16 protein-coding genes and 1 tRNA gene are annotated in these 16,500 nt (G+C 67.3%); 10 read left to right on the plus strand and 7 right to left on the minus strand.

The features are described 5' to 3' along the window. Positions 1 to 154 precede the first annotated feature (154 nt). Positions 155 to 1,465, plus strand: a complete 1,311-nt coding sequence (locus tag ABD05_RS10430; RefSeq protein WP_047900056.1) for a replication-associated recombination protein A — start codon at positions 155 to 157, stop codon at positions 1,463 to 1,465. Between the two features lie 39 nt (positions 1,466 to 1,504). Here the strand turns inward: ABD05_RS10430 and ABD05_RS10435 are convergent, their stop codons facing one another. After that, positions 1,505 to 1,771, minus strand: a complete 267-nt coding sequence (locus ABD05_RS10435; RefSeq protein ID WP_047900057.1) for a DUF2164 domain-containing protein — start codon at positions 1,769 to 1,771, stop codon at positions 1,505 to 1,507. Positions 1,772 to 2,015: 244 nt separating this feature from the next. On the opposite strand from ABD05_RS10435, the gene serS reads away from it, so the two are divergent. From serS to ABD05_RS10450, 3 genes are all read left to right on the plus strand, one after another. Further along, positions 2,016 to 3,317, plus strand: coding sequence for a serine--tRNA ligase (gene serS / locus ABD05_RS10440; RefSeq protein ID WP_047900058.1), 1,302 nt, complete (start codon positions 2,016 to 2,018; stop codon positions 3,315 to 3,317). 115 nt (positions 3,318 to 3,432) lie between these two features. Next, positions 3,433 to 3,523: transfer RNA gene (locus ABD05_RS10445), tRNA-Ser, on the plus strand. A 373-nt stretch (positions 3,524 to 3,896) separates the two neighbouring features. Continuing rightward, positions 3,897 to 5,432, plus strand: a complete 1,536-nt coding sequence (locus tag ABD05_RS10450; protein WP_047900059.1) for a methyl-accepting chemotaxis protein — start codon at positions 3,897 to 3,899, stop codon at positions 5,430 to 5,432. A gap of 114 nt (positions 5,433 to 5,546) precedes the next feature. On the opposite strand, the gene ABD05_RS10455 is transcribed toward ABD05_RS10450, so the two are convergent. After that, entirely contained in the window at positions 5,547 to 6,707 is a 1,161-nt protein-coding gene (locus tag ABD05_RS10455; RefSeq protein ID WP_047900060.1) for an alkane 1-monooxygenase, read from the minus strand. A 528-nt stretch (positions 6,708 to 7,235) separates the two neighbouring features. On the opposite strand from ABD05_RS10455, the gene ABD05_RS10460 reads away from it, so the two are divergent. The 5 genes from ABD05_RS10460 to ABD05_RS10480 all read left to right on the plus strand — a co-directional run bounded on the left by ABD05_RS10460 (position 7,236) and on the right by ABD05_RS10480 (position 10,521). Beyond that, on the plus strand, positions 7,236 to 7,889 hold the full coding sequence (locus ABD05_RS10460; RefSeq protein WP_238594067.1) for a GNAT family N-acetyltransferase: 654 nt from the start codon (positions 7,236 to 7,238) through the stop codon (positions 7,887 to 7,889). A 158-nt stretch (positions 7,890 to 8,047) separates the two neighbouring features. Next, on the plus strand, positions 8,048 to 8,821 hold the full coding sequence (gene minC / locus ABD05_RS10465; protein ID WP_047900061.1) for a septum site-determining protein MinC: 774 nt from the start codon (positions 8,048 to 8,050) through the stop codon (positions 8,819 to 8,821). A gap of 57 nt (positions 8,822 to 8,878) precedes the next feature. Next, on the plus strand, positions 8,879 to 9,694 hold the full coding sequence (gene minD / locus ABD05_RS10470; protein ID WP_047900062.1) for a septum site-determining protein MinD: 816 nt from the start codon (positions 8,879 to 8,881) through the stop codon (positions 9,692 to 9,694). Positions 9,695 to 9,706: 12 nt separating this feature from the next. Continuing rightward, positions 9,707 to 9,961: a cell division topological specificity factor MinE gene (gene minE / locus ABD05_RS10475; RefSeq protein WP_006486661.1), complete on the plus strand. Its 255-nt coding sequence runs from the start codon at positions 9,707 to 9,709 to the stop codon at positions 9,959 to 9,961. Between the two features lie 158 nt (positions 9,962 to 10,119). Continuing rightward, the gene (locus tag ABD05_RS10480) at positions 10,120 to 10,521 is read left to right on the plus strand and encodes a YXWGXW repeat-containing protein (protein ID WP_047900063.1); all 402 of its coding nucleotides are present in this window, start codon (positions 10,120 to 10,122) and stop codon (positions 10,519 to 10,521) included. 116 nt (positions 10,522 to 10,637) lie between these two features. Here the strand turns inward: ABD05_RS10480 and ABD05_RS10490 are convergent, their stop codons facing one another. Beyond that, complete coding sequence (locus ABD05_RS10490; protein WP_047900064.1) at positions 10,638 to 12,179, minus strand: chloride channel protein; 1,542 nt, start codon at positions 12,177 to 12,179, stop codon at positions 10,638 to 10,640. A gap of 171 nt (positions 12,180 to 12,350) precedes the next feature. Between ABD05_RS10490 and waaC the strand changes: the two genes are divergently transcribed. Further along, the gene (gene waaC, locus ABD05_RS10495; protein WP_047900065.1) at positions 12,351 to 13,349 is read left to right on the plus strand and encodes a lipopolysaccharide heptosyltransferase I; all 999 of its coding nucleotides are present in this window, start codon (positions 12,351 to 12,353) and stop codon (positions 13,347 to 13,349) included. A gap of 19 nt (positions 13,350 to 13,368) precedes the next feature. Here the strand turns inward: waaC and ABD05_RS10500 are convergent, their stop codons facing one another. The 4 genes from ABD05_RS10500 to ABD05_RS10515 form a co-directional block, all read right to left on the minus strand. Beyond that, on the minus strand, positions 13,369 to 13,548 hold the full coding sequence (locus ABD05_RS10500) for a hypothetical protein (protein WP_047900066.1): 180 nt from the start codon (positions 13,546 to 13,548) through the stop codon (positions 13,369 to 13,371). Positions 13,549 to 13,652: 104 nt separating this feature from the next. Continuing rightward, positions 13,653 to 14,963, minus strand: coding sequence for an MFS transporter (locus tag ABD05_RS10505; RefSeq protein ID WP_047900067.1), 1,311 nt, complete (start codon positions 14,961 to 14,963; stop codon positions 13,653 to 13,655). 291 nt (positions 14,964 to 15,254) lie between these two features. Continuing rightward, positions 15,255 to 15,746 (minus strand): energy transducer TonB family protein, encoded by a 492-nt coding sequence (locus ABD05_RS10510; RefSeq protein ID WP_175804790.1) that lies wholly within the window; start codon positions 15,744 to 15,746, stop codon positions 15,255 to 15,257. Positions 15,747 to 16,093: 347 nt separating this feature from the next. Next, entirely contained in the window at positions 16,094 to 16,387 is a 294-nt protein-coding gene (locus ABD05_RS10515) for a hypothetical protein (protein ID WP_047900069.1), read from the minus strand. Positions 16,388 to 16,500: the final 113 nt, after the last annotated feature.

Consider the following 16,500-nt stretch of genomic DNA (forward strand, 5'->3'; position numbering starts at 1 on the left):
CACAACGGGCCTGCCGGAGACGGCAGGCCCGTGTCGTTTCAGGGCGCGGGCACCGGGCGCGGGCGCCAGGCGCGGCGGCGCCGTCGCGCGGCTGTCATAATGTCGGGTCCGGCGGCCGGTTCGGCCGCCATCGTTTGATGTGGAGCGAGGGTTCATGTCCGACCTGTTTCAAGTCGAGCCGCGCCGGCCGCTCGCCGAGGCGCTGCGGCCGAAGACGCTCGCCGAGGTGATCGGCCAGACGCATTTGCTGGGCGAAGGCAAGCCGCTGCGGCTCGCGTTCGAATCGGGCAAGCCGCATTCGATGATCCTGTGGGGGCCGCCCGGCGTCGGCAAGACGACGCTCGCGCGGCTCACCGCGCTCGCGTTCGACTGCGAATTCATTGCGCTGTCCGCGGTGCTCGGCGGCGTGAAGGACATCCGCGAGTCGATGGAGCAGGCGAAGGACACGCTGAACCGCACCGGTCGCCACACGATCCTGTTCGTCGACGAGATCCACCGCTTCAACAAGGGGCAGCAGGATGCATTGCTGCCGTTCGTCGAGTCGGGGCTCGTGACCTTCATCGGCGCGACGACCGAGAATCCGAGCTTCGAGGTCAACTCGGCCTTGCTGTCGCGTGCACAGGTGTACGTGCTGAAGTCGCTGGACGACGACGAGCTGCGCCAGCTGCTGAAGCGCGCGCAGGAAATCGCGCTCGACGGCCTCGCGTTCGACGACAAGGCGATCGATACGCTGGTCGGCTATGCGGACGGCGACGCGCGGCGCTTCCTGAACCTGCTCGAACAGGCGCAGACGGCGGCATCGTCGGCCGGCGTCGCGACGATCGACGCCGAATTCGTCAGCAGTGCGATGACGCTGAACGCGCGGCGCTTCGACAAGGGCGGCGACAACTTCTACGACCAGATCTCGGCGCTGCACAAGTCAGTGCGCGGGTCGAGCCCCGACGGCGCGTTGTACTGGTTCTGCCGGATGATCGACGGCGGCGCGGATCCGAAATATCTCGCGCGGCGGATCGTGCGGATGGCGTGGGAAGACATCGGCCTTGCCGATCCGCGCGCTTTGCAGATGGCGAACGACGCGGCTGAAACCTACGAGCGGCTCGGCTCGCCGGAAGGCGAACTCGCGCTCGGGCAGGCGGTGATCTATCTCGCCTGCGCGGCGAAGAGCAACGCGGGCTACAACGCGTTCAACCAGGCGATGGCGTTCGTGAAGCAGGACAAGTCGCGCGAGGTGCCCGTGCATCTGCGCAACGCACCGACCAAGCTGATGAAGGAGCTCGGCTACGGCCACGCGTACCGTTACGCGCACGACGAGCCGAACGCGTATGCGGCCGGCGAGACGTACCTGCCGGACGGGGTGCGCGAGCCGTACTGGTACAAGCCGGTGCCGCGCGGGCTCGAATCGAAGATCGCCGACAAGCTCGCATGGCTGCGCGAGCTCGACCGCGAGGCCGGCAAGAAGGACTGACGGGCAGTGTGCGGCCCGGCCGGCGCCGTTCCGAATGCGTCAGCGCTTGCGGCCCGGCTGTTTCTTCCAGTATTCGAACGGCTCTTCGTGGCAGTCGATGTCGAGCTCGGCGACCCGCGCATGCAGGCGTTCCTGCGCGTCGGCGATCGCGAGGTTGTAGATCGCGGGCGCGATCTCCTCGACGAAGAAATGCAGCAGCGCGCCGGCCTGGATGTTGCCGATCGGCTCGTCCATGTTTTCTGTGAAATAACGTTGCAGCGACGCGATTGCGCGGTCGCGTACATCCTTGTCCAGTTCGATGGCCATCGGGTTCCTTGAAGGGCGGTGAGGTGATGCTGGGCGGCGTGCGACGCGTTACGTGCGGCCGATGCACGCGTTTCGCCGCCAGCAACGGTTTGGCACAATGCGATGCTCCGGCCGCCGACGCGAGCCGGCATGGCGATACTGCCACGACCGGCCGTTTTCGGGCATCGTCCGTCAGGCTGGTGCCGTGGCGGCCGCGCGGTGCGTTAGAATTCCCGTCTCATACAACGATTTTCCAAGTCCTCCCATGCTCGACATCCAGTTGCTGCGCAAAGACCTCGACGGCGTCGCCAAGCGCCTCGCCGATCGCGGCTACACCCTCGACATCGCCGCGTTCTCCGCACTCGAAGCGGAACGCCGCGCGATCCAGACCCGTACCGAAGAGCTCCAGGCGCGCCGCAACAGCCTGTCGAAGCAGATCGGCGCGATGAAGGGGAAGGGCGAGGACACGTCGGCCGTGATGGCCGAGGTCGGCGGGATCGGCGACGAGATGAAGGCGGGAGAAGCCAAGCTCGGCGACATCCAGGCGCGCCTGTCCGACCTGATGCTGGGCATGCCGAACGTCGCGCACGAAAGCGTGCCGGTCGGCAACGACGAAGCCGACAACGTCGAGGCGCGCCGCTGGGGCACGCCGCGCCAGTTCGACTTCGAGGTGAAGGATCACGTCGATGTCGGCACGCCGCTCGGCCTCGATTTCGAGACGGGCGCGAAGCTCGCCGGCGCGCGCTTCACGATGCTGCGCGGCCCGATCGCGCGCCTGCACCGCGCACTCGCGCAGTTCATGATCGACACGCACACGCAGCAGCACGGCTACACCGAAACGTACACGCCGTACATCGTGAATCCGGAGATCCTCTACGGCACGGGCCAGTTGCCGAAGTTCGCGGACGACATGTTCCGGGTCGAGAAGGGCGGTGCGGAGAACACGGTCACGCAATACCTGATCTCCACGTCCGAGATCTCGCTGACGAACACCGTGCGCGAGTCGATCGTCGACGCGTCCGCGCTGCCGATCAAGCTGACCGCGCATTCCCCGTGCTTCCGCTCGGAAGCCGGTTCGTACGGCCGCGACACGCGCGGGATGATCCGCCAGCACCAGTTCGACAAGGTCGAGATGGTGCAGGTCGTCGCGCCGGAAGCGTCGTACGCGGCGCTCGACGAGATGGTCGGCCATGCGGAGGCGATCCTGCAGAATCTCGGCCTGCCGTACCGCGTGATCACGCTGTGCACGGGCGACATGGGCTTCTCGGCCGCGAAGACGTTCGACCTCGAGGTGTGGCTGCCCGCGCAGAACACCTATCGCGAGATCTCGAGCTGCTCGAACACCGAGGCGTTCCAGGCACGCCGGATGCAGGCGCGTTTCCGCAACGCGCAGGGCAAGCCCGAGCTCGTGCATACGCTGAACGGTTCGGGTCTCGCGGTTGGCCGTACGCTCGTCGCGGTGCTGGAGAACTACCAGAACGCGGACGGCTCGGTCACGGTGCCGGAAGTGCTGCGTCCGTACATGGGCGGCATGGAGCGGATCGACGCGCCGACACGGGCGTCGTGACGCAGGCTTCCAGGCCCTTGCAAAAAAATTTGCGGAAGGGGCTTGTCAGCTCAGAAAAGATCGTTTTATAATCTTTTCTTTCCCGGACATGACCAACCGGGAAATGCAGTAAAACGGAGAGGTGGCAGAGTGGTCGAATGTACCTGACTCGAAATCAGGCGTACGGTTTCCCCGTACCGTGGGTTCGAATCCCACCCTCTCCGCCAGAATACGAAACCCCTTGATCCGAAAGGATCAAGGGGTTTTTCGTTTTGGGTCTGCGGCGCGTGCATCGATTGCCGTACCGTTCTTCCTCGCGTTCATGCGGCGGCATGACGACCTCGCCGAATTCATCACGCGGTTCGCTTCGCACTGCTTGTCGTGGTCTTCGTCTCGACACCGTTTCCGTCACAAAGCGCAGTCGTTCATTTCGGCATTGCCGATCCGTACGCGGCGTCGACCGTGTCCCGCGACGGCGCTGCTGCGCCACCCGTCTTCGTCGCTTTCCTCAGTTTTAAGCCTTCTCGTCCCGCGCCGTTAACACGGTGCGGCGGCCGGCACCCATGCCGAGCCGCATCGTCCCCGTCGATTGAAGGTCCCATGAAGCTGAGCTACAAGATTCCCCTCGCATTCGCCGTCGCGTTGCTGCTGATGTTCTGCGGCGCGCTGTACGGCATCCACATCCTCAACCGGTCGATCGATACGTTCGCCGAAGACGTGCAGACGAACGTCGGCAACGAACGGCTCGTGTCGGCCACGCTCGTGCAGTTCAAGCTGCAGGTGCAGGAATGGAAGGACACGCTGCTGCGCGGCAAGCAGCCCGACAAACTCGACAGGTACTGGCAGGCATTCCAGACGCGCGAGCGCGCGGTCGATTCGCTCGCTGCTCAGCTCGTCCGTCAGTTGCCGCCCGGCGAGAGCCGCTCGCTCGTCGAGCAATTCGTGCGTGCGCACACGACAATGGGCGACGGCTACGGGCGCGGCTTCGACGCGTTCAAGGCGGCCGGCTTCGAGCCGTCGGCCGGCGATGCCGCCGTCGCGGGCGTCGACCGCGAACCGGCGGCGCTGCTGGAGCGGGCCGCGAAGTCGATCGCCGACGAGAGCGCTGCCGTGTCGGCGCAGGCGAGCCGCGACGCGCAGCACGCGACCACCGCGAGCCTCGTGCTGATGCTGGTCGTGCTCGGCGTCGCGATGGTCGGCGCGTTCCTGTTCAGCCGCGCGATCCTGCGTCCGCTCGACCGTGCCGTGGCGTGCGCGCAGGCCGTCGCCGGCGGCGACCTGACGCGCAACGTCGACGCGACCGGCCGCGACGAGATCGCCGATCTGCTGCGTGCGTTGCAGACGATGCAGACGAGCCTGTCGGGCGTCGTGCTCGAAGTGCGGACGCATGCCGAAGCCGTCGCGACGGCGAGCGCGCAGATCGCGTCGGGCAATCACGATCTGTCGTCGCGCACCGAATCGCAGGCCGCGTCGCTCGAGGAGACGGCGGCCAGCATGACCGAGCTGACGGGCATCGTGCGCCAGTCGGCCGAGCACGCGCAGCACGCGGCGCAGCTTGCGCGCGACGCGTCGAATATCGCGTCCGCGGGCGGCGGCGTGATGACGGACGCCGTGCACACGATGAACGGCATCGCCGACAGCGCGGCAAAGGTCGGCGAAATCATCGCGGTGATCGACGGCATCGCGTTCCAGACCAACATCCTCGCGCTGAACGCGGCCGTCGAGGCGGCCCGTGCGGGCGAGCAGGGGCGCGGCTTCGCGGTCGTCGCGGCCGAGGTGCGCACGCTCGCGCAGCGCAGCGCGTCGGCTGCGAAGGAGATCAAGGGGCTCATCGAGCAATCGACGCAGCGGGTCGACGAGGGTGCCGTGCTGATCGGTCGCGCGGGCGAATCGATTCACGAGATCGTCGGCGCGGTGCAGCGCGTCACGACGATCGTCGGCGAGATCTCGTCGGCGTCGCAGGAGCAGAGCGGCGGCATCCAGCAGGTGAACGTCGCGGTCACGCAGATGGACGAAGCGACGCAGCGCAATGCGGCGCTCGTCGAGCAGGCCACGGCCGCGACGCAGGCGCTGGCCGAGCAGGCGAGCGCGCTGCGGCACGCGGTGGCTGTGTTCAGGCTGCCGGAAATGGCGTGACGGCGTGGCCGTCGCGCCGGGTTCCGAAGGAACCGGATGCCGGCGCGGCGGCGGCTTTCAGCGGCGCGCGACGTGGCGAGCGCGCACCGACTCCCGCCGGTCGGTCATCCGCAATCACGCCGCGGCCGGATACTGCGCGAGCACCCTGGCACGAATCGACGGCTTGATGTTCGATTGCGCCATGTCGCCGCCATAGTGCGCGACGACGCGCGGATTCATCACGCGATACCAGAGCGGCGGCACGTACGCGAACAGGATCATCGTCGCGTAGCCGGCCGGCAGTTGCGGCGCATCGTCGAAGTGGCGCAGCGCCTGGTACGAGCGCGTCGGATTCGCGTGGTGGTCGGCGTGCCGCTGCAACTGGTACAGGAACAGGTTGGTGACGACGTGATTGCTGTTCCACGAATGCTGCGGCGTGCAGCGCTCGTAGCGGCCGCTCGGCAGCTTGCGGCGGCCGAGCCCGTAATGCTCGACGTAGTTCACGACTTCGAGCAGCGACGCGCCGTAGACGGCCTGGATCACGAGGAACGGGATCGCGACCTTGCCGGCCATCGCGATCGCGATGCCCCACACGACGACGGTCATCGCCCATGCGTGCAGCACCTCGTTGCGCCAGGTCCACGGCGAATGCCCGAGCCGCTCGAGGCGAGCTTTTTCGAGCCGCCATGCCGAGCGGATGCTGCCGGTCACGGTGCGCGGCAGGAACGCCCAGAACGACTCGCCGTAGCGTGCGCTCGCCGGATCCTCGGCCGTTGCGACGCGCACGTGGTGGCCGCGGTTGTGCTCGACGTAGAAGTGGCCGTACGCGACCGGCGCGAGCGTGATCTTCGCGAGCCAGCGTTCGAAGCGGTTCGTCTTGTGCCCGAGCTCGTGCGCGGTATTGATCGAGATGCCCGTCGCGGCGCCGAGCGACAGCGCGAAGCCGACGTAGTCGTACCACGCGAGTGTGTGCGTGCCGACGATCCACACGCACGTGAAGAACGCGACATATTCGACGAGCGTCGCGAGATAGACGATGAAACGGTAATAGCGCTCCCGTTCGAGGTGCGGCACGACGGCCTCGGGCGGATTGTCGCGATCGTCGCCGATCAGCGTGTCGAGGATCGGGATCACGCCGAACGCGAAAAGCGGACCGAACCACCAGAACACGTGAAGGCCGGTCGACAGCGCGAGCTGGGCGGAGAGGATCGGCAACGTGATCGTCAGCGCGCCGAGCAGCCACAGGTAACGCTTGCCATCCGACCAGCCCGAAGCCGATCCGTCGGTCATTGCCATTGTCTCCCTCCAGTCGGCCGGCCCGAGGGCGGCCGCATGCACGGTTGTTCGAATCGTCGTTGGTCCGCGACGCGCGCGGCGGCACCGAATCGTCGTCCGGTTCTGCCTGTTATACGACCCGTGCGCACGCTTTCCAATCCCCGGTGCTAGGCGCGACGCTCCAAACGGAGGGCCGCATGCGGCGCATGCCGGGAAGGGCCGGTGCGCGCTGATTGAAACATGCGCGCGAGGCCGGATCAGCCCGCGCGACACGCATGTTTGTCAGACGAATGGTGCGACTTGACGATAGCCGGCGCCGACTCCGCAGCTTCGCAACAAATGGTGCATTGCAATAGATAAAGTGGCGCGGGTACCAACGGAGGCGCTTTTCTGGTTGCGTATATTACGTAGCATTACGGCATTTCCGGAGACGCGCGAAGCGGCCCGAAATGCGATTGCCGCGCATCGCAAGGCGAACGGAGCAGTGCGTCGAGCGACGAAGCAGCGGCTGCCGTTTGTCGGCACACATCGGCACGCATCGATACGCCGATGCTGCACCTGCACACCGGTTGGCGCACGCCGCCGCCTGCCGCCTTTCGATTCGCGCCGCCATTTGAAAATTACGATTTGACTCATGCCCCGCTTTCGGTTGAAGCTACTAGCTTGCTGTCCGAAGGGGGCTGTGCCTGCATGAGTTCGACCTTGACCGTTCGTCGTATCGTTGCCGACCAGGGCGGCGTGTATCGCGAACTCCGCGCCGCATCGCTGCGTGAGCCCTACGCGCCCGGCGAAGCGCCGGAGGCCGAATTGCTGAATGTCGAAACGGACGCAGCGTCGGCGATTGCCGCGCAGCGCGCCGTGTCCGACGAGTCGACGACTTTCCTGCTGTACACCGAAGGCCATCCGGCCGGCATGATCGGTGCGTATTTCGACAACACGCCCGATCGGCGTGCGTTCGTCAGCGAGCTGTGGGTTGCGCACGCGGTGCGTCACCTGCGCGGCGGCGTGCTGCTGCTGGAAACGGCCACTGCCTGGCTTGCCGAGCGCGGCGCCCAGGAGGTCTATGCATGGATCGCCGATGCGAACCGCAACGCGATCCGTTTCTACGAGCGCGCGGGTTTCGGCAACACCGGCGAACACGCGCCGATCGCGCGGATGCCCGGCGCGATGAAATCGCTGTTCGTGTCGCAAGTGAAGCACTGACGTGACGCCCGCGCGGCGCGATCAAGGCCTGGTCGCCCGCTTGCCTGCCCACCTGCCGGTTGCCCGCCCGCCCGGGCCGTCGCAACCCGGTGCCCCAAAAATAATGGCCGCGCGCGTGGACGCCTGTAAAATACGCAAAAAATTTTTGCAGAGTGTCCATGTCGCTTAAAAAATCGCCATTCTTCGAGCTGCGCAGCGGATCGGTCGATACGTTGCTGTTCACCGTGAAGACGACCGATCTCGACGCGTTGCGTACCGAACTGGTCAAGCGCTTCGAAGCGACTCCCGAGTTTTTTGCCGACGATGTCGTCGCGATCGACGTTCGCCGCCTGGCGGAAGGCGAGCGCGTCGCGCTGGCCGATATCCGCCAGATGCTGAACGACGTGCGGATGCGCCCGGTGGGCGTGGTCGCATTGGCAACGCAGGGCTGGGCGGGGGAAGCCGGCCTGCCGTTGCTCGAGGCGCGCGATCGCCGTGCGCCGGCCGTGAAGCCGGCCGAGGGCGCGGAAGCGTCGCCGGTCGCCGAGGCCGTCGTCGCTGCAGCTGCCGCGGCTGCGCCCGAGCAGGCGTCCGCGCCGGCGTCGAGCCAGACGGGCGGCCAGACGCTCGTGATCGACCGGCCGTTGCGTTCGGGGCAGCAGATTTACGCGAAAGGAGACCTCGTGGTGCTCGCGCCGGTCAGTCACGGCGCGGAGATCATCGCGGAAGGCAATATCCACATCTACGCGCCGTTGCGCGGCCGCGCACTCGCGGGCGTGCACGGCAATCACGACGCGCGCATTTTCTGCACGTGTCTCGAACCGGAACTGATTTCGATCGCGGGTATCTATCGAACAACCGAGAACCCGTTGCCCGCCGAAGTACTGGGCAAGGCGGTGCAGATCCGGCTCGAAGAGGAAAAACTGATGATCGAACCGCTGCGCCTGACGTAATACACGCGGCGCTCCGGGTCGATCGGCTCTCATTGACGAACACAGGGTATTGGGTAAATGGCAAAAATCATCGTGGTGACCTCGGGCAAGGGCGGCGTGGGCAAGACGACGACGAGCGCGAGCTTTGCGTCCGGTATCGCGCTGCGCGGCCACAAGACGGCCGTGATCGACTTCGACGTTGGCCTGCGCAACCTCGATCTCATCATGGGCTGCGAGCGTCGCGTCGTGTACGACCTCGTGAACGTGATCCAGGGCGAAGCGAACCTGAACCAGGCGCTGATCAAGGACAAGAAGTGCGAGAACCTGTTCATCCTGCCGGCGTCGCAGACCCGCGACAAGGATGCGCTGACGCGCGACGGCGTCGAGAAGGTGCTGCATGACCTGGTCGCGATGGACTTCGAATACATCGTCTGCGATTCGCCGGCCGGCATTGAAGCCGGTGCGTTGCACGCGATGTACTTCGCCGACGAAGCGCTGATCGTCACGAACCCGGAAGTGTCGTCGGTGCGCGACTCGGACCGCATTCTCGGTATCCTGTCGTCGAAGACGAAGCGCGCGACCGAAGGCAAGGATCCGATCAAGGAACACCTGCTGATCACGCGTTACAGCCCGAAGCGCGTGAGCGAAGGCGAGATGCTGTCGCTCGAGGACATCAGCGAGATCCTGCGCATCAAGCTGATCGGCGTGGTGCCCGAGTCGGAAGCCGTACTGCACGCATCGAACCAGGGCCTGCCGGCCGTGCACATCGACGGCACCGACGTCGCCGAAGCGTACAAGGACGTCGTCGCACGCTTCCTCGGTGAAGACAAACCGCTGCGCTTCACTGATTACCAGAAGCCGGGCCTGCTGCAGCGCCTCTTCGGCAGCAAGTAACGGAGGCCGCCCATGTCCATCCTTTCGTTTCTCCTCGGCGAGAAGAAGAAGTCCGCATCGGTCGCGAAGGAGCGCCTGCAGCTCATCATCGCGCACGAGCGGGTCGGCGGCCGGCCGCCGGCCGATTACCTGCCGGCGCTGCAGAAGGAGCTGGTCGCGGTCATCTCGAAGTACGTCCATATTTCGAACGATGACATCCGCGTGAGCCTCGAGCGCCAGGACGATCTCGAAGTCCTCGAAGTGAAGATCGAGATCCCGCAAGCCTGACCGTTGCCTGTCCCTCCGCACGGCGGCACCCGCCGCCGTGCGCGACTTACGCCCTGTTGCACTTTCGGGCACGCCGTAACACGGCGTCTGTCGGCCGTTATCGGTCCTCCCGCATTGAACGAATACGCTCGCGTTACTTGTTCAACCAGGAGGTTGTGATGGCTGTCTCTACCGTTCAACGTCGTATCGTTTCGCTCGCGCTGTTTGCCGCGGGCCTGTCAGCCGTCGTCGCGCCGTTTGCCGCGCATGCGGACGAGATCCTCGTCGGCGCACCCGTGATCGCGCCGCAGGGCCGCGTGGTCATCGCCGAGCCGGTCGCCGTGCGCACCGAGGAAATCGTCGTCGTCGCGCCGAATGCGCCGCCGCCCGTGCGCTATGAGGTCGTGCCGACCGCGCGGGTAGGTTATATGTGGGAACGCGGGCACTGGCACTGGGACCATGGCCGCTACGTGTGGATCGGCGGGCACTGGGAAGCGGAGCGCGTCGGCATGCAATGGGTGCCGGGCCACTGGGACCAGCGCGGTCCGAACTGGTTCTGGACCCGTGGCCACTGGGCGTGACGGAGGCGCGTGATGAAAAGAACCGCAATCGCCATCGCGCTCGTCGCGATCACGCTGGCCGGGTGCATCGTCGTACCGGCGCGGCCCGTCTACTACCGGCCGGCACCCGTCGTGATCTACTGAGCGTCGCGCGGGCCGGGCTGCGCCGGGCCGTGCGTGCTGGCCGCAGCCGGCCCGTCGTCGTGCGGAGCCGGCGCGTGTGCCGCGTCTTCGCCCGGTGCCGTGGTGGCCGGCTCGTCGCTGTCTTCGTCGCGCAGCGTGTCGAGCGGATCGGCGGGCGCGGCGGTCGCATCCTGCGGCGCGGTGACGCCGGTCGTCGCCGCCGCGGTTGCCGCGGCCGGTTCCGCGGCCGCGACGGGCGGCGCGAGATAGCGCTGGGCGAGCGTTTCGTAGAGCGGCGGCGCGAAAAAGCGCGACACGCGGCTCGACACCAGCGCGGTGGCCATCAGCGAAATCACGAGCGCGTGGCCGTTGATCATCTCCATCACGATCACGAACGACGTGATCGGCGACTGCGTGACGGCCGCAAGATAGCCGACCATCGCGAGCGCGATCAGCATCGGCAGGCTCATGTTGCCGAACACGACGTGCAGCAGGTTGCCGAACCCGGCGCCGATCGACAGCGACGGCGCGAAGATCCCGCCCGGGATGCCCGGCAGGTACGACGCGACCATCGACACCATTTTCAGGAACGGGTAGAACACCGACAACTGCTCGCGGCCGTCGAGCAGGCCGCGCGCCTCGGCGTAGCCGCTGCCGAACGTCGTGCCGCCCGACACGAGGCCGACAACGGCGATCACGAAGCCGCACAGCGCGGCGAACGCGATCGGCCGCTCGCGATACAGGCCGAGCAGTTGCGCGGGCAGCCAGCGTCCCGTATTGAGCAGCAGCCAGCAGAACAGGCCGCCCGCGATGCCCGTCACGATCGCGGTGACCAGCACCGCGAGCGCCAGCAGCTTCGGGAAATGGGGGCCTGCATCGATCGTGCCGAAATAGGTATAGTTGCCGTTCAGGCCGAGCGCGACGACGCCGGCGAGGATGATGGCGGTGATCAGCACGCCGCTCGCGCGCGCGGAGAAGCTGCGGGTCAGCTCCTCGATCGCGAACACGATTCCGGCGAGCGGCGTATTGAACGCGGCCGACAGCCCGGCCGCCGCGCCGGCCAGCACCAGTTGGCGTTCGATCTGCGCGTTCGAGCGCGGGTAGAATCGCCGCAGGTTGAACATCAGCGCCGCGCCGACCTGCACGGTCGGCCCCTCGCGACCGATCGTGAAGCCGCCCAGGATGCCCAGGAACGAGACCAGCACCTTGCCGAACAGGATGCGCAGCGTCAGCAGCCGGGCGCCGAATGCACTCGGGCGCGCGTGCAGTGTCGCGATCACCTGCGGGATGCCGCTGCCCTCGGCGCCGCGGAAGAACCGGCGCGTGATCCACGCCGACGCGGCGGCGATCGCCGGCGTCAGCAGCAGCGGCAGCCACGCGGCGTGATCGCGCATCGTGCGGAAAGTCTCGTAGCCCCAGTCGATCAGCCGCGCGTAGAGCACGGCCGCGAGGCCGACGACGATCGCGCCGAGCCAGAAAACGCCGTACTGGCGCCAGATTCGCAGCGAGCGGCGGGTGAGGGCGGGAAACAACGCGGGAAGGGCGGGGCGTGGCATCGGCGCGGGCCGGAAGGCAAAGACCGAATTATAAAAAGGAATCGGGGCCACGCCGTGGCCGACAGCGTTTTGCAAGCTTGTAGCAATTTGTTGCAAATGTAATTCAGGAGTAATGTCCGCGGCGGACATCCGTCGTTAGCATCCCCAAATGGCTGGCTCTTCCCCTCAAACGTGAAACGCATCCTGATCGTAAAAGTGACGTCGCTCGGCGACGTCGTCCAGACGCTGCCCGTGGTCGCAGACCTGCATCGCGTCTTTCCCGGCGTGACGGTCGACTGGGCCGTCGACGAATCGTGCGCCGAGGTCGTGCGCTGGCATCCGGGCGTGAGCACCGTCCTGTGCGCACCGCTGCGCCGCTTCAAGAAACTCCGGAATGCCGGCGACCTGAAGGCGATCTCGGCGTCGATCGGTGCGTTGCGTGCGCACCGCTACGATGCGGTCATCGACCTGCACGGCGTCTACAAGAGCGCGATCATTTCGGCGCTGGCGCGCGCCGCGCGCCGCGTCGGCTACCAGACGCAGGATCTCGGCGAAACGGGCGCACGCTTTGCGTATTCGCATCGCTTCGGCCCGCGGCCGGACTGCGACGCGTGGCACGGGATGCGCGTGAGCGCCGGCGAGGCGCTCGGCTACGTGCCCGAGGGCGTCGCCACGTACGGCATCGTCCCGCCGCAGGACGCGAGCCTGCCGGCCGCCGTGACCGACGGCGCGCCGTTCATGCTGCTGTTCCATGCGACGTCCAATCCCGACAAGAAATGGCCGGCCGACCACTGGGCCGCGCTCGCTACGCAGATGATGGCGCGCGGCGTGCGCGTGCTGTTGCCGTGGGGATCGGCGGGCGAGCATGACGATGCGCAGGACATCGCCGCGCGCGCGCCGGGCGCGGTCGTGCTGCCCGCGATGACGGTGCGCGAGCTCGGCGCGGCGCTCGGCCGGGCCGCGCTCGTGGTGGGGGTCGATACGGGGTTCGTGCACATGGCGCACGCGCTGCAGCGGCCGACCGTGATGATTTTCGTCGCGACGTCGCGCCACCATTGCGGCATTGGCGGCGCACCGAATGCGCTGTCGATCGGCGAGCCGGGCACGATGCCGTCCGTCGAGCAGGCGCTGGATGCGATCGATGCGGTCGGCCCCGCCTACGGCGCGCTGCGCGCGCGGCTGACGGCCTGACGCGGCGGGGCGGGCTGGTTCAGGCGAGCAGCGCCTCGACCGTGATGACGGCGGCGACGGCCGCCAGATTCGCCAGCAGCGCCTCGAACAGGAGGCCGCGCCACGTCTTCGGCCGGAAGCGCAGTGCGAGCAGCAGCGCGCCACCCAGCGCGAGCGCGAGGATCAGGACGAGATCGGCATTGCCGAGGCGGATGTTCATGGCGGCGGCTCCTTCGGGGCGAGATCCCGGGGGCGCGCAACGGCGCACCCAGGATCGAGTATAGGAAGCGCCGGCCGCCGCACAACCCGGGTCGCCCCGGAGACTCAGACGAGCGACGCGTCGCGCGTTTCGCGCATCAGCAGCACGCCGACCAGGCTGATCGCCGCCGCGATCGATACATAGCCGCCGACCCACGACAGACCGCCGCGCGCAGCCAGCAGTTGCGCGATATACGGCGCGATCGACGCGCCGAGGATCCCGCCGAGGTTGTACGCGACGCCCGCGCCCGTGTAGCGGACGTTGGTCGGGAACAGTTCCGGCAGCAGCGCGCCCATCGGCGCGAACGTCACGCCCATCAGGAACAGCTCGATCGTCAGGAACAACGCGACGAGCGGCATCGAGCCGCTGCCGAGCAATGGTTCCATCGCGAAACCCGACAACAGCGCGGCGATCGCGCCGACGACGAGTACCGGCTTGCGGCCGAAGCGATCCGACGCCCACGCGGAAAGCGGCGTCGCGAGCCCCATGAACACGACCGCGAAACACAGCAGGCCGAGGAAGCTCTGGCGCGGAATATGCAGCGCCGACACGCCGTACGACAGCGAGAACACGGTCGAGATGTAGAACAGCGTGTAGCAGACGACCATCGCGAGCGCGCCGAGCAGTGTCGGCTGCCAGTGTTGCGTGACCAGCGTCGCGACCGGCACGCGCACGCGTTCGTTGCGATCGAGCGCTGCCTGGAACGCGGGCGTCTCGGTGATCTTGAGCCGCACGTACAGGCCGAGCGCGACGAGCACCGCGCTGACCAGGAACGGGATGCGCCAGCCCCAGCTGCGGAACTGCTCGTCGGACAGCGACAGCGCGAGCGCGAAGAACAGGCCGTTCGACATCAGGAAGCCGACCGAGGGCCCGAGCTGCGGGAACATCCCGAACCAGCCGCGCTTGCCCTGCGGCGCGTGCTCGGTCGCGAGCAGCGCCGCGCCGCCCCATTCGCCGCCGAGGCCGATCCCCTGGCCGAAGCGCAGCACGCACAGCAGCACCGGCGCGAGCGCGCCGATCGCGTCGTAGCCGGGCACGAAGCCGATGGCGGTGGTGGACACGCCCATCACGAGCAGCGACGCGACGAGCGTCGACTTGCGGCCGATGCGGTCGCCGAAATGCCCGAACAGGAACGAGCCGATCGGGCGCGCAATGAACGCGATGCCGAACGTGACGAATGCGGACAGCGCCTGCGCGGTCGCGGAGCCGTGCGGGAAGAAGACGGGGCCGATGACGAGCGCGGCGGCCGTCGCGTACACGTAGAAATCGTAGAACTCGATCGCGGTGCCGATGAAGCTCGCGAACACGATGCGCCGGTGGCTGACGGCGCCGGCCGAACCGGTTGCGTGTGCAACGGCCGGGGGGGATGCGGACATGGATGTCTCCGTTTTGTCGTTGGGGCGGTCGGCTGTGCGTGCGGTCGGGCAGGCGGACGCCTGCCGGGAGCAGCCGAGCGGATGATGCGGTGGCGGCGTGGACGCGCGCCGTGGCGCGGACGTCACCCGCCGGCCGACGATGGAGACGGGTAGGTCGCCGCCGCCCGGTGCCGGCGTGGTCGGCTCGCGTGCCGGGTGGGGCGCGCGAGCGTGCGCGGCGTGATGGCCGCGCGATTGCGGAAAATTATAGCCAGCACCGCCGCACACCGGCAATCGCGGCGCTGCGGGCGGTCAGTCGAGTGATTGCGCCTGTGCGGACGCGGTGCTTTGCAACTGGAAATGGCCGTCGTCGTTGAAGAGCCAGCCTTCCAACATTTCGATCTGGCCGTTGCCGTCGAGCAGTCGCGACGGCGGCGCCGGCAGCGGCGCCGAGCGGCGCAGCGACGCGAGCGCGAGCGCTTCCGCTTCGCTGTCGCCGTTGCTGCGATAGATGGAGGCGTTGACGAGGTGGCCGTTGCGATCGACGGTGAATGCGACGACGACGAGCGAACGGAGCATCGCCTGCGGAGTGCCGCGCAGCATGCCGGACGGATTGCGTTCGGCAACGCGTTGCGCGATCTCGACGCGATACTGGTCGCGACTCGCGCTGCGCGTGATCGATGGAATCGTCAGGATCGAATGCAGCGACGGCGGCGGCGTGATCGTGCACGCGGCAAGCATGGCGACGACGGCCAGCGCAGCAATTCGCAGCTGGTTGACGCGCGGACGGAGAAGGGGGCGCATGGGAGATAGCCAGAAGTGACTATAAAAAAATGATAGGCGCATGCACGCAAGCCGATATCGGGAGAAACGCATAACGCGCGATGCCGGGCGTTGCGATCGCTGATGATGGCGGCCGGGCGCCGCACCGCACGTCGCGATGTGACGTGACATGTGACAGCGCGCTCGACCGCTTCGCGTTGCGGCAGCACATGCGCGTGCCGGCGCGCGTGTTGCAAGGTTGAAAGCTTGAAAGGCGCGACACGCGAGTTGCGCGCAGGCTCGCGACGAGCGTCCGGCCGCGCGCAGCGGTCGCCGAATGCGGCACCGTGCGACGTCCGCGCGATCGCATGCGATGCCGTCTGCCTGGTTCAGAAGCCGTGCGTGACGAGCGACAGCACCGACAGGTCGGGGTGCGTGCCGTCGATGATGCTCTTGCCGATGTGCACGGCTTCGTGGACCGCCTCGTCGATGCTCGCGAAGCTTTCCTCGCCGTCCGCGTGGAACGGCACCGCGTGGCCGGGCAGTGCGGGATTCGCGCCCGGATGGCACACGTAGCCGGTGTAGGTGTAGCGCGTGTCGTTGCCGGGCGCGGCGGCTGGCACGACATGGATCTCGAAGCCTTCGTAATCGACGTGTTCCGTCGATGTCGACAGTTCGGTCATGGCGATCTCCGTGTGCCGCGCGCAGGGGTGGCGCATGCGGCATCGACTACGCGGCGGCGGTCGTGTCGCCGTGTTGAACGAATTCTAGGTGATCGCGGGGCGGGCCGGGAGGC

This window comes from Burkholderia pyrrocinia (genome assembly GCF_001028665.1).
GTDB classification, from domain to species: Bacteria; Pseudomonadota; Gammaproteobacteria; order Burkholderiales; family Burkholderiaceae; genus Burkholderia; species Burkholderia pyrrocinia.